The organism is Stakelama flava (assembly GCF_019351405.1).
In the GTDB taxonomy this organism is placed as follows: domain Bacteria; phylum Pseudomonadota; class Alphaproteobacteria; order Sphingomonadales; family Sphingomonadaceae; genus Sphingomonas; species Sphingomonas flava_A.
In genome coordinates this window covers 39,411-57,613 of record NZ_JAHWZX010000017.1, presented here as the reverse complement: position 1 = coordinate 57,613, position 18,203 = coordinate 39,411, and the positions used below count along the sequence as shown (strand labels likewise).

The window sequence follows — 18,203 nt, the reverse complement described above, 5'->3', positions numbered from 1 at the left end:
CATCTTGGGGAAACCTTTTGCGCAGCGGCGGGTTATGCCGTTTGAAAAAGGAAGAGAGACAATGCGCAAGATATTCCCGGTCATACTTTCGTTAATTCCGTTCGCGGCGGTTGTCAGCGCCTGCATGACCGTCCACTGAGTACGCGACAGAGCAACAAAAAGGGGCCGCCCGGACTATCCGGACGGCCCCTTTTTTTGTGTCAAAGAAGAATTCAGGCTTCGCCGGTGGTTTCTTCTTCGGAAGACTCTTCGCCCTCGTCGCCGGCAATTTCACCGGGTTCCAGATTGGGATCACGCTTTTCGGTGAAACCGCTGGTGTCGCGCGATTCTTCGAACATCGCCGCCATCACGTCGATGCCCTGTTCCTGCATCTCGGCCTCTTCGGGCGAACGCGCGACGTTGACCTTCACGGTCACGGCAACTTCGGGGTGCAGCGCGACGCGAACGTCGAACAGGCCAATCGTCTTGATCGGCTTGTCGAGGACGACCTGCGAACGCGCGATCTTGTGACCGTCATTCTCAAGCGCTTCGACAACGTCGCGAACCGCGACCGAGCCATAAAGCTGACCAGCACCCGACGCCTGACGGATCAGGATGATCTGCGTGCCATCGATGCTCTTGGCTTCGTTTTCAGCCTCGGTGCGCTTTTCGGCATTTTCCTTTTCAAGGCGCTCGCGATTGGCCTCGAAAACCTTCTTGTTCGCATCGTTGGCGCGAAGCGCCTTCTTGTTGGGCAGCAGGAAGTTACGGGCATAGCCGTCCTTCACCGTGACCACATCGCCGATGCCGCCGAGCTTTTCGACGCGTTCGAGCAAAATGATATCCATGGGTGTCGCTCCCTTACTTCACGATGTAGGGCAGCAGGCCCAGATGACGGGCGCGCTTGATGGCCTTGGCCAGCTCGCGCTGCTTCTTGGCGCTCACCGAGGTGATGCGCGAAGGAACGATTTTGCCGCGCTCAGAGACAAAGCCCTGAAGCAGACGAACGTCCTTGTAATCGATCTTCGGCGCGTCCTTGCCCGAAAAGGGGCAGCTCTTGCGGCGGCGGAAAAACGGTCGTGCCATGGTGCTAGCCTCCTATGTTCAGTCGTTGTCGCGGTCGCGGCGATTGCGACGGCCATCGCGATCGCTCTTGCGCATCATCACCGACGGGCCGTTTTCATGCTCGTCGACGCGGATCGTCATGTAACGGATCACGTCTTCGTTGATCGACGTCTGGCGTTCCAGCTCAGCGACGACGCCGGTGGGCGCGTCGATTTCGAGCATCACGAAATGCGCCTTGCGATTTTTCGCGATCTTGTAGGCGAGGCTGCGAAGACCCCAGGTTTCGGTCTTGACGACCTTGCCCTCATTGTCCTCGATGATCTTGGTGGCGGTTTCCGCCAGCGCGTCCACCTGCGCCTGTGCCAGATCCTGGCGCGCAAGGAACACATGCTCGTAAAGAGCCATGTCTGCTTTCCTTAATGTTGGCCGATCGCTGACGTCCGCCCCATGCGAAACGCCCCTCCGGCTGTCGTCCAAAGTGCTTGTTTTCGGGCATCCCGGCGATTCACCAGCCACCCGAAGCGCGGCCCTATGCGGCAGACGAGCACAATTTGCAAGCCCTGGCGCAGACTAAAAGTGGTTGGGCATTGGGTTACGCCCAACCACCACAAAAGAAGTTTGCAGATCACGCCATTGTAGAAGATGGTGCCTCAGGCTTTATATAATTCAACGAAGTGGCTGAAGGATAAATCCCTGCCGGGCACTGAAGACTTGTTTCCTGTTCAACGCATTCTTCAAACGAATCATAGTATATATCCAGCCGCCCTCGCCCCTGAACATCGTATCCCATGCAGCGGATACGGATTTCAGTCGGGCAGCTTGGAAGCGCTTCCGCTGCGCGAGGCAGCGATATAGTGCTTCCGGCAACAAGAACGGTTCCTACAGAAGCGGCAATCAAAAATCGTTTCATTGTGTGTCCCCTGTAAATATGCCGATTTGGCCATTTCCAAATTAGTCTTTCTGTGAATGAGGAACAAACCGAAACGGAGATATCGCAACATTAACCGTTCTTTTTCGGATCAATGCGAGAGCAATATGGCATTGGGTGGCGCAAGCGGTTGCGCCACCCTGTGATGCGCTGATTTACGTGACCGCTTAATTCAGTGCGCCCGCAAGGACGGCTGCGATCACGCCGGTGGTCAGGCCGACCAGCACCGCATCGTTGCCCGACTGAACCCAGTGATAGCCGCGCGGCGGGGCATAGAGGTGGCGGCCGTTATACTGGCGATAATCGATCTGGCGGTAATTACGCGCGTACCGGGCATCGAAGCGTTCGCCCTTCCGCCAGCTGCGGTTGCTGTCGTGGCGTTCGACCGTGCGCTGGACAGTGACCGTCCGGTTCGGTCCGTGCTTCACCGTGCGGGTCTGTTCGATCCGGTTATTGTCGCCATGGCGCTGCGCGGCGAAAGCGGGCGTCGCAAGCAGCGAGGCGGCGGCGGCGGCGAGAATGAACTTCTTCATGGCTTTAACTCCTCAACAATTCGCCCTTTGGCGATGAGGCCAATCTGGGGGACAGCTGTCCCGGAGCTTTGTCAGCAATGCGGGAAAATGGTCGCAAATTGTCGCAATCCCTCGCGGCTTTGACCTTCGCGGAAAACCCGCCTAACCCGCCGCCCGCAAAAGTATTTCAGGAGAGCAGTGATGCGAGCGTTCATCTTTCCGGGGCAGGGCAGTCAGGCCGTGGGCATGGGCAACGCACTGTCCGAAGCAAGCGCCGCCGCGCGCGAGGTATTTGGTGAGGTGGACGAAGCGCTGGGGCAGAATCTCGCCCGATTGATGGCCGAAGGCCCCGAAGACGAATTGATGCTGACCGAAAACGCCCAGCCAGCGATCATGGCGAACGCCATTGCGGTTTTGCGCGTACTGGAAACCGAATTCGGTGTCCGCATGGCCGACAAGGCGGATTTCGTCGCCGGTCATTCGCTGGGCGAATACAGCGCGCTGTGCGCGGCGGGGGCGATCGACCTTTCAACCACCGCGAAGCTGCTCAAGCGGCGCGGGCAGGCGATGCAGGCGGCCGTGCCGGTTGGGGAAGGCGCGATGGCCGCGATTCTGGGAGCGAATCGCGAAAAGGCGCAGCAGATCGCCGACGCCGCCGCCGAAGGGCAGGTGTGCAGCGTGGCCAACGACAATGATCCCGGTCAGGTCGTGATTTCCGGCGCAAAGACGGCGGTGGAGCGCGCAGTGCCGCTGGCCAGGGAAATGGGGGCGAAGCGCGCGGTGCTTCTGCCGGTTTCGGCACCCTTTCACTGCCCGTTGATGCAGCCCGCGGCCGAAGTAATGGAAACCGCCCTGGCAGAGGCGCAGCTCCGCGCGCCGCTGATCCCGCTTTACGCCAATGTGACCGCGGCACCGGTTGCCGACCCCGACGCGATTCGCGCGCTGCTGGTCGAGCAAGTGACCGGCATGGTGCGCTGGCGCGAATCGGTGATTGCCATGGCCGGGGCGGGTGTCGACGATTTTGTCGAACTTGGCGGCAAGGTGCTTGCCGCGATGGTGAAGCGCAGCGCTCCCGACACCACGCAGAACAGCATCATCACGATGCAGGATATCGAAGCGCTGGCAAAGCGCCTTTAAGGAGATACTGGAGCATGTTCGACCTTACCGGAATGACCGCGCTGGTGACCGGCGCGAGCGGCGGCATTGGGTCCGCGATCGCAAAGGCGTTGAGCGGGCAGGGCGCGCGGCTTGCGCTGTCGGGCTCGAACGCGGAAAAGCTGGAAGCGTTCAAGGCGGAGCTTGGCGGCGATCATGTCGCGTTGCCGTGCAATCTTTCCGATGCCGACGCGGTGGACGCGCTGGTGCCGCAGGCGATCGAGGCGCTGGGCAAGCTCGACATTCTGGTCAACAATGCCGGCGTCACGCGCGACAACCTTGCCATGCGGATGAAGGATGACGAGTGGGAACAGGTCATCAAGGTCAACCTTGAAGCCGCGTTCCGACTTGCCCGTGCGGCTGCCAAGCCGATGATGAAGGCTCGGTTCGGTCGCATGATCTCGATCACCTCGGTCGTCGGCGCAACCGGCAATCCGGGACAAGCCAATTATGCCGCGTCAAAGGCGGGGCTGGTCGGCATGTCCAAGGCGCTGGCGCAGGAACTTGCCAGCCGCGGGATCACGGTAAATTGTGTCGCGCCCGGCTTTATCCGCTCGGCAATGACCGACGTTCTGCCCGAGGCGCAGAAAGAGGCGCTGACCGGGCGGATTCCCGCCGGCGCGCTGGGCGAGGGGAGCGATATCGGCGCGGCGGTTGTTTATCTGGCCAGCCGGGAAGCGGGATATGTCACCGGCCAGACGCTGCACGTGAACGGCGGCATGGCGATGCTGTAAACGCAACACTCGCGTCCAAAAAGGCGTTGAAACCGCGAGCGGGTTAAAAAGTCGTCGGCCCGTTTTTGGCTCGACCCGGCGCTGCGCGAATGCACCGCGCGGCCGCATTCGAGCCGGATTTGCGGCTTTCGCGCGGTGGATGCCAGCACACCCGATTTGAACGGAAAGACTTGCTCGGCACTTGTCAGGGCAATCATGCCGTTCTAGGTGCGTTCGAGAATTTGAATACCCAGTCAGAAGAGGAAAAGGGATAATGAGCGAGACCGCCGATCGCGTGCGCAAGATCGTCGTCGAGCATCTCGGCGTCGAAGCCGACAAGGTGACCGAGGATGCCAGCTTCATCGACGATCTGGGCGCCGACAGCCTCGACATCGTCGAACTCGTCATGGCGTTCGAGGAGGAATTCGGCGTGGAGATTCCCGACGAAGCCGCCGAGAAAATCACGACTGTCAAGGATGCCATCACCTATATTGACGAGCATCAGGGCTGATAAGCCCGTCGCGAGATCGCCCATCAGGGCTGCACGCGTGATACAGACGGCTTCCCGGCCCGGCAGCAGTCCGGGTCGGGGAGCCGTTCGTTTTTGTACCAGAAACGGAGAGATCGAATGCGCCGCGTAGTCGTCACCGGCCTTGGCCTCGTCACCCCGCTGGGCGGCGATGTCGAAACCAGCTGGAAGAACATCATTGCGTCGAAATCGGGTGCCGCCACCATCACCCGCTTCGATGCGAGCGAGTTCCAGACCAATTATGCCTGCGAGGTGAAACCGGCCGATCACGAATTCGGTTTCGACGCCGGCAAGCGCGTCGATCACAAGATCCAGCGCCAGGTTGATCCGTTCATCGTTTATGGCATCGACGCCGCCGGTCAGGCGATCGAGGACGCCGGTCTTACCGATATGAGCGAGGAGGAGCGTTTCCGTGCAGGGTGCTCGATCGGGGCAGGGATCGGCGGTCTGCCGGGTATCGAAAGCGAATCGCTGGTGCTTGAGCACAAGGGGCCGAAGCGCGTTTCGCCGCACTTCGTCCATGGTCGTCTGATCAACCTGATTTCCGGTCAGGTTTCTATCAAATACGGGCTGATGGGGCCGAATCACGCGGTCGTCACCGCCTGTTCGACGGGCGCGCATTCGATCGGCGATGCCGCGCGGATGATCGCGATGGACGATGCCGATGTGATGCTGGCTGGCGGGGCCGAGGGGGCAATCTGCCCGATCGGCATTGCCGGATTTGGTCAGGCGCGGGCGCTGTCCACCGGCTTTCGCGAAGATCCGACCAAGGGGAGCCGCCCCTATGACGTCGATCGCGACGGTTTCGTCATGGGCGAAGGCGCTGGCGTCGTCGTACTGGAAGAATATGAGCGTGCGAAGAAGCGCGGCGCGACAATCTATGCCGAGGTGATCGGTTATGGCCTGTCGGGCGATGCTTATCACGTCACCGCGCCGCATCCCGAAGGATCGGGCGCTTTCCGTTCGATGCAGATGGCTATGAAGAAATCGGGTCTGGATCTGGCAGATATCGATTATGTGAACGCACACGGCACCTCGACCCCGCTGGGCGACGAACTGGAACTGGGCGCGGTACGCCGCCTGTTCGGCAACAATATCGACACCATGTCGATGAGTTCGACCAAGTCGGCGATCGGCCATCTGCTGGGCGGCGCAGGCGCGGTGGAAAGCATTTTCTGCATCCTCGCCATGCGGGATCAGATCGTTCCCCCGACGCTGAACCTCGATAACCCCAGCGAGAATTGCGCGGGCGTTGACCTGGTGCCGCACAAGGCAAAGGAGCGCAAGGTGAAGGCGGTGCTGAACAATTCGTTCGGCTTTGGCGGCACCAACGCTTCGCTGGTGATGAAGGCCGTCTGATTGCCGGTTTGAAACCGGGCGACACAGCAGGAGAGGGTGATGCGAAAGCTGGGTTGTCTGATTTTCGTCGTGATCCTGCTGGTCGCCGCTGCGGTGTTCGGCGTGGCGCAGCTATGGGGCGGATCGGGGCCGCTCGACAAAAATACGACGGTTCTGGTTCGTGAAGGGTCGACACTGACTGAGGCCGCCGGGCAGTTGGAAGCGGCGGGCGCGATCCGTTCTGCCAACCGATTTCTGCTGCTGTCGAAGGTTTTCGGCGGTAGCGAGCCTATCCGGGCGGGCGAATATCGCATTCCGGCGCATCTGAGCCAGTCCGATATCCTGAAGATGATGCAGGGCGGACAGACGTTGCAACGCTTCGTCACCGTTCCTGAAGGGTTGCCCTCTGTGCTGGTGCGCGAACGATTGTTCAAGGCATCGGGGCTGGAGGGCGAACTCGACGTTCCGCTGGAAGGAACCGTGCTTCCCGACAGCTACAGCTATCAGCGGACCAATTCGCGTCGCGAGGTGCTGGAGCGGATGCAGCGCGCGATGATCCGCTATCTCAACGCCGCGTGGAAAAAACGATCGCCGAACACCGTGGCTAAAACGCCGCGCGAAGCATTGATCCTCGCCTCGATCATCGAAAAGGAAACCGGCAAGCCGGAAGAGCGGCGTGAAATCGCGGCTGTTTATTCCAACCGCCTTCGCGGAGGAATGATGCTTCAGGCGGACCCGACCGTGATTTATCCCATTACGAAGGGAAAGCCGTTGGGACGACGGATTTTACGATCCGAACTGGAAGCGAAGAACGGGTATAATACCTACGCCATGACCGGACTTCCGATCGGACCGATCTGCAATCCGGGGCGTGCGTCGATCGATGCCGCGCTGAACCCGGCGAAGAGCGATGCGTTGTATTTCGTCGCCGACGGGACCGGCGGTCATGTCTTTTCCAAAACCCTTGCCGAGCATCAGGAAAATGTACGCAAATGGTATGCCATCCGTCGCAAGCGCGGCGAGATGTGACAGATAAAAAACCGGGGCCCAAACCCCGGTTCTCCTGTTTCCTTATGAGCGGGAATTGACGCGACAGCGCGCTCCGCAGTGTTTTCAGCGGCCCAGTTGCGACGCGGCTCTGGCTTTCGCTTCGACTTGCTGCGGCGTTCCGCTCGTGACCCAGCTTCCACCGACGCACAGGACCGGATCGAAAGCGAGCCATTCGGGCGCGCTCGCTTCGCTGACGCCGCCTGTGGGACAGAAGCGGCACTGGCCGAACGGTGCGGCAAGCGCTTTCAGCGCCTTCAGCCCACCCGACGCTTCGGCGGGGAAGAATTTGAAGTGGGTCAGCCCAAGGTCCAGTCCACGCATGATATCGCCCGCATTGGCGATTCCCGGCAGGAACGGCACATTGGCATCGATGATCGGATCGGCGATATGCTGAGTCAGTCCGGGCGAAACGATAAATTCGGCACCGGCGTCGATTACCTGCGCGGCCTGCCTGGCATTGATCACCGTTCCCGCGCCAACGATCGCACCGTCCACCTTCATCATTTCGGTCATCGCATCCAGCGCGGCGGGGGTACGCATCGTTACTTCAAGTACGCGAAGGCCGCCTGCCACCAGCGCCTGCGCCAGCGGTTGCGCCTGCGCCGCGTCATCAATCACCAGCACCGGGATGACCGGGCTGACCTGCATGATTTCGTCGATCTTCACTGGGTATGCTCCTGCGCATAGGCAGCCGCGGCACCGAACAGGCCAGGCTCCGGATGGGTGATCAGTTTGACGGGGATCGATTTCATCAGCGACTGGAACCGACCTTTCGCCACGAAACGGTCTTCAAATCCCGATTGCAGCAGTCGGTCCTTCAGGCGGAAACCCAATCCGCCCGCCAGCACCACGCCTTTTGGGCCATGCGCAAGTGCAAGGTTGCCCGCAACCGTGCCGAGTGCGAGGCAAAACCGGTCGAGCGCGGCATTGGCGATGCTGTCATTCCCGTTCAGCGCAAGGTCCCAAATTTCGCGATCGTCGCGACGGGGAACCGAAAGCCCCTCGATCTTTGCCAGCGCTTCGTAAATCGCGACGATTCCGGGGCCGGCGCAGATTCGTTCAACCGAGACGCGCGTGAAGCTTTTGCGCAGATTCTGGAGAATGGCGTCCTCAATCGCATCGAGCGGCGAGAAATCCATATGACCTCCCTCCGTCTCGATAATCGAATAGCCGCCGTCATGGTGAAACACCTGCGCCACCCCCAAGCCCGTACCGGGTCCGCAAACGGTAATCGATCCGCGCTCGGGCAGAGTGGAATCCGGTCCGCAGACATGGATGAAGTGGTCGTCGGACAATTGCGCAACAGCATGGCCTACCGCGCCGAAATCATTAATCAGGCTCCAGCTGTCGACTTCCAGCCGCTCGTTGATCAATGCCGGGCGAAAGACCCATGGGTTATTGGTCAGCTTGATAACCTCACCCCCGATGGGGGAGGCGATGGCGATGCCGGCGGCGCGCGGCAGCGGCCGACCGACCATCCGGCCGAACGCCTGTTTCGCCATTTGCAGGCTGGCATGTTCGGCGGTTTTCAGCTTGACTGCGTCGCCCAGCGAGACGACGCGGCCATTTTCGACTTCCGCGATGGCAAAGCGCGCATGCGTTCCGCCGATATCGATCGATACGATTTCCGTCATGGGTTTACAGGTCCGCTTCCGCCAGCAGCGCCGATGCGCCCTGTTCCGCCTCATTTGCGCCATGGCGCATCAACGCGAAGATTTCACGCCCCGTGCCCATAGCCTCGGCGGGTGCTTCGGCATAGTCGCGCGCTTCCCATTCAGCCGGATCAACCTTCGCCTCCAACGTGCCGGCAACGGCATCGACACGGATGATGTCGCCGTCTCGCACCTTGGCGAGCGGGCCGCCGCCTTTGGCCTCGGGCGATGTGTGGATTGCGCACGGCACCTTGCCGCTGGCCCCCGACATACGACCGTCGGTGACGAGCGCCACGCGGAAGCCGCGATTTTGCAGCACGCCGAGCGGCGGGGTGAGCTTGTGCAGTTCGGGCATGCCGTTGGCGCGCGGCCCTTGAAAGCGGACCACGACGATTACGTCCTGATCGAGTTCGCCCGCCTTAAAGGCTTCCTGCACGGCAAGCTGGTCGGAGAAGACGCGCGCGGGGGCTTCGATGATCCAGCGATCTTCCTCCACCGCGCTGATCTTGATGCATGACCGGCCCAGATTGCCGGTCAGGATACGAAACCCTCCTTCGTGCCAGAACGGATTGTCGACCGGGCGGACGATGGCATCGTCACCGCTTTCTTCGGGCAATTCGTTCCATACCAGCTTATCGTCGACGATATCGGGTTTGGTGCCATAGGCGGCAAACCCCTTGTCGCTGATGGTCAGAATGTCGTCGTGCAGCATACCCGCCTTGGTCAATTCGCGAATGACGAAGGGCGGGCCGCCCGCGTCCTCAAACATGTTCACATCGGCCGATCCGTTCGGATACACCCGGGTGATTAGCGGCACCGTCTTGGACAGCCGGTCGAAATCCTCCCAGTCGAGCACGATACCTGCCGAGCGGGCGATCGCGGGAAGATGGATCAGATGGTTGGTCGATCCGCCGGTTGCGAGCAGGACGACGGCGGCGTTGACGATCGCGCGTTCATCGACGCAATGGCCCAGCGGACGATAATCATCGCCCTCCCATCCGATACGGGCGAGTTGCTGCACCGCCTCGCGCGTCAGTTCCTGGCGCAGTTTCGTGCCCGGATTGGCGAAGGCCGCGCCGGGAACGTGCAGGCCCATCGCTTCCATCATCATCTGGTTGGAATTTGCGGTGCCGTAAAAGGTGCAGGTGCCTTTGGAGTGATAGGCGGCGATTTCGGCTTCCAGCAGTTCCTCGCGGCTTGCCTTGCCCTCGGCATAGAGTTCGCGAACGCGCGCCTTTTCCTTGTTGGGAAGGCCCGACCGCATCGGTCCGCCGGGGATCATCACGGTCGGCAAATGGCCAAATCGCAGTGCGCCCATCAATAGGCCCGGCACGATCTTGTCGCAAATGCCAAGCAGGGCGGCACCTTCAAACATTCCGTGCGACAGCGCAACGGCCGTGGACAGGGCGATGGTGTCGCGGCTGAACAGCGACAATTCCATGCCCGGATAGCCTTGTGTGACGCCATCGCACATCGCCGGGACGCCGCCCGCGACCTGCGCCGTGATACCAGCCTGAAGCGCCCAGACCTTCATCTGTTCGGGATAGCGATAATAGGTCGAGTGCGCCGAAAGCATGTCGTTATAGGCAGTCACGATTCCGACGTTCATCCGCCGCGAATCCTTCATCTCGTCGCGCTGTTCGTCGGTGCCGGCATAGCCGTGCGCCAGGTTGGCGCAGCCGAGGCGCGGGCGGTCCACCCCGTTTTCGCGCTCGCGCCGGATAAGGTCCAGATAAGCGGCACGTCGTTGTTTCGACGCTTCGATCACGCGATCGGTGACGGCGGCGATTTCGGCATGAAGGGTCATTGCTTCATCGGCTCCAGTGAATATCAACGGGCAGTTCGGCCGCTGCCAGCACACGGCCGATAGGATAGGGCGATCCGACGCCCTCGGCGACCGCCGCTTCGATAACCTGCTTTTTGTTCTCGCCTGAAATAGCGATCATCAGCGCCGCCGCGGATTTGATCGCGGCAAGCGAAAGCGTCACCCGGTCCACGGGCGCTTCGGGCGGCATCGGATCGGGACGAACGCCCAGTGCGCGCCGCTCCGATGGTCCGGTCAACGCTTCATCCAGATCGGGGCCGGGGAAGATCGATGCGGTATGACCGTCGCCGCCAACGCCCAACAGGCAAAGGTCAAGCGGCCAGTGAAGGTCCTGAAGCCGGGCATCCGCCGCGCGGCCAGCCGCCTTGTAATCCTCGGCCGCTTCGCTGGTGATGGGGAAAACCCGTGCGCCCAGCGGGACGAACGTCTTGCAGATCATCGTGATGTTGGAAAGTTCATCGCCCATCGGAACGAGCCGGTCGTCGGTCGGAACGATCGTCACCTTGCGCCAGTCGAGTTTCGCTTGGGCCAGCCGTTCGAAAATCGGCTGCGGGGTCTTTCCGCCGGGAAGCGCGATGACGGCGCTGCCCCGCGCATCGATGGCGCTTTCGATGATGAAGCGCACATCGCCCGCGACTGCTTCCGCCATTTCGGACGGCGCGTCATAGTCCCACCATTCGATCTCGGTCATAAAACTCCTGAAATACTTTGTACCTGTGCAAAACGGATGGGACCGCTCGACCGATCCCATTGCCGTGCGTTATTCGTACCAGGTCACCCCGTCACGCTCGGTCAACGCGATACTGGACGAGGGACCCCAGCTTCCCGACGTGTATTTTTTGGGCTTCATGTCGTTGGCTTTCCAGCCGTCGCGAATCTGATCGATCCAGCCCCATTGCGCTTCCACTTCATCGCGACGCACGAACAGCGTGGGGTCGCCTTCGATCAGATCGAGCAGAAGCCGCTCATATGCAATCCGTCGCCGAGTACCGGCAAAGGCTGTCGTCAGTGACAGGTCGAGCGGCACTTCGCGAAGCCGGATGCCTTCGCGGTCCAGGCCCGGTTCCTTCGCCATCACCAGCAGGCGGACATATTCTTCCGGTTGCAAGCGGATGACGAGCGTGTTCGCCTGAAGCATGCCGCCGCGTTCGGAAAAGATCGAATGCGGAACGGCCTTGAACTGGACTACGATTTCCGAATGGCGCGAGGGCAGCCGCTTGCCGGTTCGCAGATAGAAAGGGACACCCTGCCAGCGCCAATTGTCGACATGCGCCTTCAACGCGACAAAGGTTTCGGTATCCGATTCGCGGCCCAGTTCCTCGTCATAAGCGCCGACCGGCTTACCCCCCACCGCGCCGCTGCCATATTGACCGGTAACGGTCATTTGCGGCGTTTGTTCGTGGGTGATCGGGCGAAGCGAGCGAAGCACCTTAACCTTTTCATCGCGGATCGCCGTGCCGTCGAATTTGGCGGGCGGCTCCATCGCGATCAGCGACAGGAGTTGCAGCACATGATTTTGCACCATGTCGCGCAGTGCACCCGAATCGTCATAATAATCGGCGCGGCCTTCCAGCCCCACCGTTTCGGAAATGGTGATCTGCACATGCTCGATCGCCTGCGCGTTCCATACGGGTTCAAACAATGCGTTGCCGAAGCGCAGCGCAAGGATGTTCTGAACCGTTTCCTTGCCCAGATAATGATCGATACGGAAGGTGCGGTCCTCGGGAAAGACTTCCGCCACGATGTCGTTGATTTCTCGGCTCGACGGCAGGTCATGGCCAAGCGGCTTTTCAAGGCCGATACGGACATTGGGACCGGCCAGATTTGCCGATTCCAGTCCCTTGATCGTCGGACCGAACAGCGAAGGGGCAGTGGAGAGGAAAATGGCGAGACCGCCCGAAATGTCGCCCAGCTTCTCGGCCAGATTGTCGAACCCCTCCAGCGTCGATGCGTCGAGCGGCTGATAGTGAATCCGCTGGAGGAAGCTCTTCAACGCGCTTTCGTCCTTGCGGTCCTCGGGAAGGTGTTCGGCAAGCGCGTCGCTGGCGAATTGTTGGTATCCGGCATCGTCATGTTCCGACCTGGCGGTGCCGGTGATCGTCAATCCTTCGGGAAGCAGGCCGTCGGCGTGAAGGCCGTAGAGCGATGGCAGCAGCATGCGCTGCGCAAGATCGCCAGTGGCGCCGAATAGAAGCAGTTTGCCGGCGGGACTTGCCACGTCTGCACTCCTTTGTTCGCAGGCCCCCGAAACGGGGCGGATAACGGTTGAACGGTCGATCAGGCGGTAAGCCCGGTGGCGGGATCCAGCCCCGCCATGATATTGAGATTCTGCACTGCTGCGCCAGCGGCCCCCTTGCCCAGATTGTCGTACGTGGCGGTCAGTCGCGCCTGGCCGCTTTCGGCATTGCCCGATACGCGCAGGGTGATCCGGTCGGTTCCGGCGTCATCCTCGATACGCACCAGCGCGCTTGCCGTGCCGTCGATCACGCGAACCAGCGCGCAATCCTTATAGGCATCGCGAAGCGCACCATCGAGCGCGGCAATTGAAGGTTTGCGCGGAAGCGCCTGAAGCGGAAGCCCGATTTCGGTCAGCATCCCGCGATAGGTGCGCGCGACCGCCGGCAGAAATAGCGGCGGCGTGGCGACCCGCGCATGTTTGAGCATTTCGGGCAGATGCTTGTGCGCCATGCCATAGCCATAGGCGCGATATGCAGTGGCATCGCCGTTATCGCCATCGTCCTCGAACGCCGCGATCATCGCTTTTCCACCGCCCGAATAGCCCGACGCGCCACTATAGGCTAGCGGCCAGTCATACGGCACCAGTCCCGCACGGACCAGCGGCCGGGCGAGGAGGAGAAACCCGGTCGGCCAGCACCCTGGATTCGCGACGCGCGCTGCGCCCGCGATCTGATCGTGCTGTCCCGGTTCGAGTTCGGGAAGGCCATATACCCACCCTTCGGCAACGCGATGCGCGCTGGAGGCATCGATTACGCGCGTGAGCGGATTGTCGATCAACGCGACCGCTTCGCGCGCCGCATCGTCGGGCAGGCACAGAATAACAAAATCGGCATCATTCAAGGCCTCGCGCCGCGCATCGACATCCTTGCGCCGCGTTTCGTCAAGCGTGATCAGCGAAAATTCGCTACGCTGGTTCAGGCGCTCGCGAATTTCGAGCCCGGTGGTGCCGACCGCTCCATCGACGAAAATCGTTTTTGTCATGGTATCACCCGACGTGTTTCCTGCACCGCGCCAAAACGCGCATCCGATATCATCGCCTCGACAGGCTCGCGAACAACCTTGCCCTGTGCCGGATCGGTATGGATCGCCGTACCGTCGCTCGTCAGGATTGCACAGTGATCGGCGAAATAGAGAATGTCGCCACGATGCGGAACCGCATCCTCGCCAAGCGCCATCCCCAGCGCGGTGCGTTGCAGGTCGGCAAAACGCGGCGCGGAACGCCCCGCCATCTCCATCGCCAGAAACACAAGGCCATCGGGCGATACGCCGGCGCCTGACCGCCCACCTTGGGACATAGGCACACCGATCAACATTTCGGCGACATCGACGAAATCCCTTTTGCCGAGCGACTGAACCGCTGCGCAATCTGTCGCATCGATATAACCGCCCCCGACCGTAATCCAGCCGTCTTCATCAGGGGCGGGCAGGCGGGTTCCCATTGGCAGAGAGCCAGCCAAGGGCGCTTGTGATGAAGCCTCCCTGCGAATGTCGGCATTTATCGCCGTCGCGATGAAGGGGCGTGCGCTTGCAGCCTCTATCAGCGCGCGCTTTGCATATCCGACGGATCCATCCACCGTACTCGTTCCCCAGCACCAGTCACCGACCAGTTCCAGCACATCGAACCGTTCGCCGACCAGCAGCTCGGAGCGGATATCGCTTTCCTGTTTGTCAGTGAAGAGCGGGCCGCGCGTTCCGACGGTGTAAGCGACGGGGGCCGCGTAGTGCGGCGAAAATACACGATCGGCCAGCCGCACATCGGCAAGATCGCGGCGTGCGGCATCGACGCGCGGATCAATGTGCGTCGAACGCCCCGAAAGCGCGAAGCGACTACGCGCTTGCCCGTTGTCGATCCTGGTCGTCGATGGATTCTCCCGCGACGAAATGCCCGAACTCTGCAAGAAACTCTGCCCCCTTCGTGGTGCGCGCTACGAAGATGTTCCGCTTGTCGGTATCGTCGCGCTGGCGGCGCAGATAGCCGAGCGAACCCAGCCTGTTCAAGGCGCGCGTTACAACCGGCTTGGAAACATTGAGCGCGCGGGCAAGACCGCGGACCGTGTGGGGGCCAGGTTCGAGATGAACCATCATCAACAACGCCATCTGGCGATTCGTCAGGTCCGGCTCACCGGATCGAACATAGTCGACCAGGGTGTTCATCCACGACGATAGCGGTTTTTCCGCGTAAGCATTCACATCGAGCACTCATATCGTTATACGCCCGCAGGGATTTCGGGCATTGCCCAAACAAACGTGCGCGGACGCTTCGGGTTTCAGGTGCCGGTCGCTTTTGTTTCCTTCGTATTTACCCCGCAGGTTGATTGCGCGGCGTAGCTCGCCTATGTCGCCGCTTTCTCGCTAAAATCGGTTGTTCAAGGTTCATGCTGTTCACCACGCTACTCGTCGTCCATGCCATTATCGCGGCGCTTCTGGTCACGGTTATCCTGATGCAGAAGTCGGAAGGCGGGGGGCTTACGTCGGGCGGCAGTCCCGGCGGCCTGATGTCGGCGCGCGGCGCGGCCGATTTCCTCACACGGGCGACGGCGGTTCTCGCCACCCTGTTCGTGGCGATGAGCATCACGCTCGCCTTCGTTGCGGCGACGCGCGGTTCTTCCACGATCGACACGTCGCTCGCGACATCGCCGGCGCAGGACAGCGCGCCGCTTGAAACAGCGCCTGCCGACAATGCGGCGGCCGCGATGCCGACGCCCGCCGACAACGCGGCGCAGGACAACGGATCGGTGCCGCTCGCCCAATAGGGCTTTTCGCACCATTCACCCTTTTTTCGCCGGCATGCCGCATGGTTGCGCTTGCCGAACCGTAATTCTTGACGCTAGGCAATGCATCCCATGGCGCGGTATATCTTCATCACCGGCGGCGTGGTGTCTTCGCTCGGCAAGGGTCTCATGGCGGCGAGCCTCGCCGCGTTGCTTCAGGCGCGCGGCTATCGCGTGCGCATCCGCAAGTTCGACCCTTATCTGAACGTCGACCCCGGCACCATGTCCCCCTATCAACATGGTGAAGTATACGTCACCGATGACGGGGCGGAAACCGATCTCGATCTCGGCCATTACGAACGCTTTACCGGTGTTTCGGCGCGGCAGTCGGACAACATCACGTCGGGCCGTATCTATCAGACGATCATTCAGCGCGAACGGCGCGGCGATTATCTCGGCGCGACGGTGCAGGTCATCCCGCACGTCACTGACGCGATCAAGCAATTCGCGACCGCCGATACCGACGATCTGGATTTTGTGCTGTGCGAAATCGGCGGGACGGTGGGTGATATCGAGTCGCTTCCATTTATCGAGGCGATCCGCCAGCTTCGCAACGAGCTGGGCCGCGGCAATTCGATCAGCGCGCATGTGACCTTGGTGCCCTACATAACGGCCGCAGGCGAGTTGAAGACGAAGCCCACCCAGCATTCGGTGCGCGAACTCGCTTCGCTTGGCGTTCAGCCCGATGTGCTGGTGTGCCGCGCCGAACAGCCGCTGCCCGAAAGCGAACGCGTGAAAATCGCGCTATTCTGCAACGTGCCCAAGGATGCGGTCATTCCTGCGCTCGATGCGCCCAGCATCTATGCGGTGCCGCTGCAATATCACGGCGAAGGTCTGGATACCGAAGTGCTGCGCGCGTTCGGTGAAGAGCCGGGAAGCTCGCCCGACCTTTCGCGCTGGACCGATATCGTCGACCGCCTGACCAACCCCGAAGGCGAAGTGACCGTGGGCGTGGTCGGCAAATATGTAGGCTTGCAGGACGCTTATAAATCGCTGAACGAAGCGCTGGTCCATGGCGGTATCGCCAATCGGGTCAAGGTGAATATCCGCTGGATCGATGCCGAACTGTTCGAAGGATCGGAAGGCGATGTCGCGGCCGCGCTGGAGCCGTGCCATGCCATCCTCGTCCCCGGCGCATTCGGTGAACGCGGCGCGGAAGGAAAGATCGCAAGCGTCCGTTTCGCGCGCGAACGCAATGTGCCATATTTCGGCATCTGTTTCGGAATGCAAATGGCCTGCATCGAAGGCGCGCGCAATCTGGGCGGCGTCGAACAGGCATCATCGACCGAATTCGGCGAAACATCTGAGCCGGTCGTCGGGCTGATCACCGAATGGATGACAAAGGCTGGGCTGGAAAAACGCGTCGAGGGCGGCGATCTGGGCGGGACCATGCGTCTGGGGGCGTATCCGGCCAAACTGGACGGCAACAGCGTTGTCGCTTCGATTTACGATTCGAAGGATATTTCGGAACGGCATCGCCACCGGTACGAGGTGAATACCGGCTATCGCGACGTGCTTGAAAAGGGCGGTCTGGTTTTTTCGGGAATGTCGCCCGATGGTCAGCTTCCCGAAATTGTCGAACGGCCCGATCACCCCTGGTTCGTCGGCGTTCAGTTCCATCCCGAACTGAAGTCAAAACCGTTCGATCCGCATCCGCTGTTCGCCAGCTTCATCGCGGCGGCGGTGCGTCAAAGTCGCTTGGTATAAATCGGGAAGGCAAACGAAAGGCGCCCGGACCAAAATCCGGGCGCCTCCTTCGCGCAGCGTAAAAGGGAGTCGAAAACGCTGCGGTCAACGATGCCGACGCTTATGCCGCGTTCGCCGCCTCACGATGTTCGATCGTATCGGGCGCGCTCTGGCGGACGTCGATCTTTTTCGGTTTCATCGCTTCGGGAACCTCGCGCACCAGATCGATGGTCAGCATGCCGTCATGCATGTTTGCGCCGTCGACCCGAATGAAGTCGGCCAGTTCGAACTTTCGTTCGAAACTGCGGTTGGCGATGCCGATATGGAGGAACCGTCCGCGGTCTTCCTCCTTCTCTTCCTTCTTGCCGGCGACAACCAGCGTGTTCTGATGCGCGGTGATGTCGATTTCGTCGGACGAAAATCCGGCAAGTGCGATGGTGATCCGATACTGATTCTCTGCAATCCGCTCCAGATTGAAGGGCGGATAATTATCGCTTGTAGACTGGCGCGTATTCGCTTCCAGCATATCGAACAACCGGTCGAAGCCGATGGCAGAGCGGCGATAGGGGGTTAAATCAAACTGACGCATGGTCAAATCCTCCATATGAGCAAAATGAACGTCTTCCCGGCATCCGCAGGTGCGCGACGCCGACGATCCGCACGGCCCGCAATTCGGCACCGTGCAACCCATATCTGGGATGGTTAAATCGCTTTTCAAGAGGGAGCTGTCCCCCACCAGCCGGGCGTTTCGGGGTTTTGGCA

20 protein-coding genes are annotated in these 18,203 nt (G+C 60.9%); 7 read left to right on the top strand and 13 right to left on the bottom strand.

Going from position 1 to position 18,203, the window contains the following annotated elements; genetic code table 11:
• Window positions 1–212: 212 nt before the first annotated feature.
• The 4 genes from rplI to KY084_RS14595 form a co-directional block, all read right to left on the bottom strand.
• Complete coding sequence (gene rplI, locus KY084_RS14610) at window positions 213–827, bottom strand: 50S ribosomal protein L9 (protein WP_219239214.1); 615 nt, start codon at window positions 825–827, stop codon at window positions 213–215.
• Between the two features lie 13 nt (window positions 828–840).
• Entirely contained in the window at window positions 841–1,065 is a 225-nt protein-coding gene (rpsR, locus tag KY084_RS14605) for a 30S ribosomal protein S18 (protein WP_219239213.1), read from the bottom strand.
• 18 nt (window positions 1,066–1,083) lie between these two features.
• Window positions 1,084–1,449 carry a 30S ribosomal protein S6 gene (rpsF, locus tag KY084_RS14600; RefSeq protein ID WP_219239212.1) on the bottom strand — a complete coding sequence of 122 codons (366 nt, stop codon included), beginning with the start codon at window positions 1,447–1,449 and terminating at the stop codon, window positions 1,084–1,086.
• A gap of 690 nt (window positions 1,450–2,139) precedes the next feature.
• Window positions 2,140–2,505, bottom strand: a complete 366-nt coding sequence (locus tag KY084_RS14595; protein WP_219239211.1) for an RcnB family protein — start codon at window positions 2,503–2,505, stop codon at window positions 2,140–2,142.
• A gap of 180 nt (window positions 2,506–2,685) precedes the next feature.
• On the opposite strand from KY084_RS14595, the gene fabD reads away from it, so the two are divergent.
• The 5 genes from fabD to mltG all read left to right on the top strand — a co-directional run bounded on the left by fabD (window position 2,686) and on the right by mltG (window position 7,248).
• On the top strand, window positions 2,686–3,621 hold the full coding sequence (fabD, locus tag KY084_RS14590) for an ACP S-malonyltransferase (RefSeq protein WP_219239210.1): 936 nt from the start codon (window positions 2,686–2,688) through the stop codon (window positions 3,619–3,621).
• 14 nt (window positions 3,622–3,635) lie between these two features.
• The gene (gene fabG / locus KY084_RS14585; RefSeq protein ID WP_219239209.1) at window positions 3,636–4,373 is read left to right on the top strand and encodes a 3-oxoacyl-[acyl-carrier-protein] reductase; all 738 of its coding nucleotides are present in this window, start codon (window positions 3,636–3,638) and stop codon (window positions 4,371–4,373) included.
• Window positions 4,374–4,626: 253 nt separating this feature from the next.
• Window positions 4,627–4,863, top strand: coding sequence for an acyl carrier protein (locus tag KY084_RS14580; protein ID WP_219239208.1), 237 nt, complete (start codon window positions 4,627–4,629; stop codon window positions 4,861–4,863).
• A 117-nt stretch (window positions 4,864–4,980) separates the two neighbouring features.
• Window positions 4,981–6,240, top strand: a complete 1,260-nt coding sequence (gene fabF / locus KY084_RS14575; RefSeq protein ID WP_219239207.1) for a beta-ketoacyl-ACP synthase II — start codon at window positions 4,981–4,983, stop codon at window positions 6,238–6,240.
• 39 nt (window positions 6,241–6,279) lie between these two features.
• A complete protein-coding gene (mltG, locus tag KY084_RS14570) occupies window positions 6,280–7,248 on the top strand; it encodes an endolytic transglycosylase MltG (RefSeq protein WP_219239206.1) in 969 nt (322 codons plus the stop codon).
• 84 nt (window positions 7,249–7,332) lie between these two features.
• Here mltG and eda read toward each other — a convergent pair whose 3' ends face one another.
• From eda to KY084_RS14530, 8 genes are all read right to left on the bottom strand, one after another.
• Window positions 7,333–7,917: a bifunctional 4-hydroxy-2-oxoglutarate aldolase/2-dehydro-3-deoxy-phosphogluconate aldolase gene (eda, locus tag KY084_RS14565; protein WP_219239231.1), complete on the bottom strand. Its 585-nt coding sequence runs from the start codon at window positions 7,915–7,917 to the stop codon at window positions 7,333–7,335.
• Window positions 7,918–7,931: 14 nt separating this feature from the next.
• Window positions 7,932–8,903: a glucokinase gene (gene glk / locus KY084_RS14560; RefSeq protein ID WP_219239205.1), complete on the bottom strand. Its 972-nt coding sequence runs from the start codon at window positions 8,901–8,903 to the stop codon at window positions 7,932–7,934.
• Window positions 8,904–8,907: 4 nt separating this feature from the next.
• A complete protein-coding gene (edd, locus tag KY084_RS14555; RefSeq protein WP_219239204.1) occupies window positions 8,908–10,728 on the bottom strand; it encodes a phosphogluconate dehydratase in 1,821 nt (606 codons plus the stop codon).
• A 4-nt stretch (window positions 10,729–10,732) separates the two neighbouring features.
• Window positions 10,733–11,437, bottom strand: coding sequence for a 6-phosphogluconolactonase (gene pgl / locus KY084_RS14550; RefSeq protein WP_219239203.1), 705 nt, complete (start codon window positions 11,435–11,437; stop codon window positions 10,733–10,735).
• Window positions 11,438–11,506: 69 nt separating this feature from the next.
• On the bottom strand, window positions 11,507–12,964 hold the full coding sequence (zwf, locus tag KY084_RS14545) for a glucose-6-phosphate dehydrogenase (RefSeq protein WP_219239202.1): 1,458 nt from the start codon (window positions 12,962–12,964) through the stop codon (window positions 11,507–11,509).
• 59 nt (window positions 12,965–13,023) lie between these two features.
• Window positions 13,024–13,965, bottom strand: a complete 942-nt coding sequence (gene argC, locus KY084_RS14540; protein WP_219239201.1) for an N-acetyl-gamma-glutamyl-phosphate reductase — start codon at window positions 13,963–13,965, stop codon at window positions 13,024–13,026.
• The gene (locus KY084_RS14535) at window positions 13,962–14,882 is read right to left on the bottom strand and encodes a C40 family peptidase (protein ID WP_219239200.1); all 921 of its coding nucleotides are present in this window, start codon (window positions 14,880–14,882) and stop codon (window positions 13,962–13,964) included. The genes argC and KY084_RS14535 overlap by 4 nt, the downstream gene beginning before the upstream one ends.
• Window positions 14,812–15,138 carry a MarR family transcriptional regulator gene (locus KY084_RS14530; protein ID WP_219239230.1) on the bottom strand — a complete coding sequence of 109 codons (327 nt, stop codon included), beginning with the start codon at window positions 15,136–15,138 and terminating at the stop codon, window positions 14,812–14,814. The genes KY084_RS14535 and KY084_RS14530 overlap by 71 nt, the downstream gene beginning before the upstream one ends.
• A gap of 224 nt (window positions 15,139–15,362) precedes the next feature.
• Between KY084_RS14530 and secG the strand changes: the two genes are divergently transcribed.
• Window positions 15,363–15,737, top strand: coding sequence for a preprotein translocase subunit SecG (gene secG, locus KY084_RS14525; protein ID WP_219239229.1), 375 nt, complete (start codon window positions 15,363–15,365; stop codon window positions 15,735–15,737).
• A gap of 90 nt (window positions 15,738–15,827) precedes the next feature.
• Complete coding sequence (pyrG, locus tag KY084_RS14520) at window positions 15,828–17,462, top strand: CTP synthase (protein WP_219239199.1); 1,635 nt, start codon at window positions 15,828–15,830, stop codon at window positions 17,460–17,462.
• 100 nt (window positions 17,463–17,562) lie between these two features.
• Here the strand turns inward: pyrG and KY084_RS14515 are convergent, their stop codons facing one another.
• Window positions 17,563–18,030 carry an Hsp20 family protein gene (locus KY084_RS14515; RefSeq protein ID WP_219239198.1) on the bottom strand — a complete coding sequence of 156 codons (468 nt, stop codon included), beginning with the start codon at window positions 18,028–18,030 and terminating at the stop codon, window positions 17,563–17,565.
• Between the last annotated feature and the right edge of the window lie 173 nt (window positions 18,031–18,203).

Coding starts and splice junctions, on each gene's coding strand:
- rplI (WP_219239214.1), bottom strand. CDS start 827: ATGGATATCATTTTGCTCGAACGCGTCGAAAAGCTCGGCGGCATCGGC.
- rpsR (WP_219239213.1), bottom strand. CDS start 1,065: ATGGCACGACCGTTTTTCCGCCGCCGCAAGAGCTGCCCCTTTTCGGGC.
- rpsF (WP_219239212.1), bottom strand. CDS start 1,449: ATGGCTCTTTACGAGCATGTGTTCCTTGCGCGCCAGGATCTGGCACAG.
- KY084_RS14595 (WP_219239211.1), bottom strand. CDS start 2,505: ATGAAGAAGTTCATTCTCGCCGCCGCCGCCGCCTCGCTGCTTGCGACG.
- fabD (WP_219239210.1), top strand. CDS start 2,686: ATGCGAGCGTTCATCTTTCCGGGGCAGGGCAGTCAGGCCGTGGGCATG.
- fabG (WP_219239209.1), top strand. CDS start 3,636: ATGTTCGACCTTACCGGAATGACCGCGCTGGTGACCGGCGCGAGCGGC.
- KY084_RS14580 (WP_219239208.1), top strand. CDS start 4,627: ATGAGCGAGACCGCCGATCGCGTGCGCAAGATCGTCGTCGAGCATCTC.
- fabF (WP_219239207.1), top strand. CDS start 4,981: ATGCGCCGCGTAGTCGTCACCGGCCTTGGCCTCGTCACCCCGCTGGGC.
- mltG (WP_219239206.1), top strand. CDS start 6,280: ATGCGAAAGCTGGGTTGTCTGATTTTCGTCGTGATCCTGCTGGTCGCC.
- eda (WP_219239231.1), bottom strand. CDS start 7,917: ATGCAGGTCAGCCCGGTCATCCCGGTGCTGGTGATTGATGACGCGGCG.
- glk (WP_219239205.1), bottom strand. CDS start 8,903: ATGACGGAAATCGTATCGATCGATATCGGCGGAACGCATGCGCGCTTT.
- edd (WP_219239204.1), bottom strand. CDS start 10,728: ATGACCCTTCATGCCGAAATCGCCGCCGTCACCGATCGCGTGATCGAA.
- pgl (WP_219239203.1), bottom strand. CDS start 11,437: ATGACCGAGATCGAATGGTGGGACTATGACGCGCCGTCCGAAATGGCG.
- argC (WP_219239201.1), bottom strand. CDS start 13,965: ATGACAAAAACGATTTTCGTCGATGGAGCGGTCGGCACCACCGGGCTC.
- KY084_RS14530 (WP_219239230.1), bottom strand. CDS start 15,138: ATGAACACCCTGGTCGACTATGTTCGATCCGGTGAGCCGGACCTGACG.
- pyrG (WP_219239199.1), top strand. CDS start 15,828: ATGGCGCGGTATATCTTCATCACCGGCGGCGTGGTGTCTTCGCTCGGC.
- KY084_RS14515 (WP_219239198.1), bottom strand. CDS start 18,030: ATGCGTCAGTTTGATTTAACCCCCTATCGCCGCTCTGCCATCGGCTTC.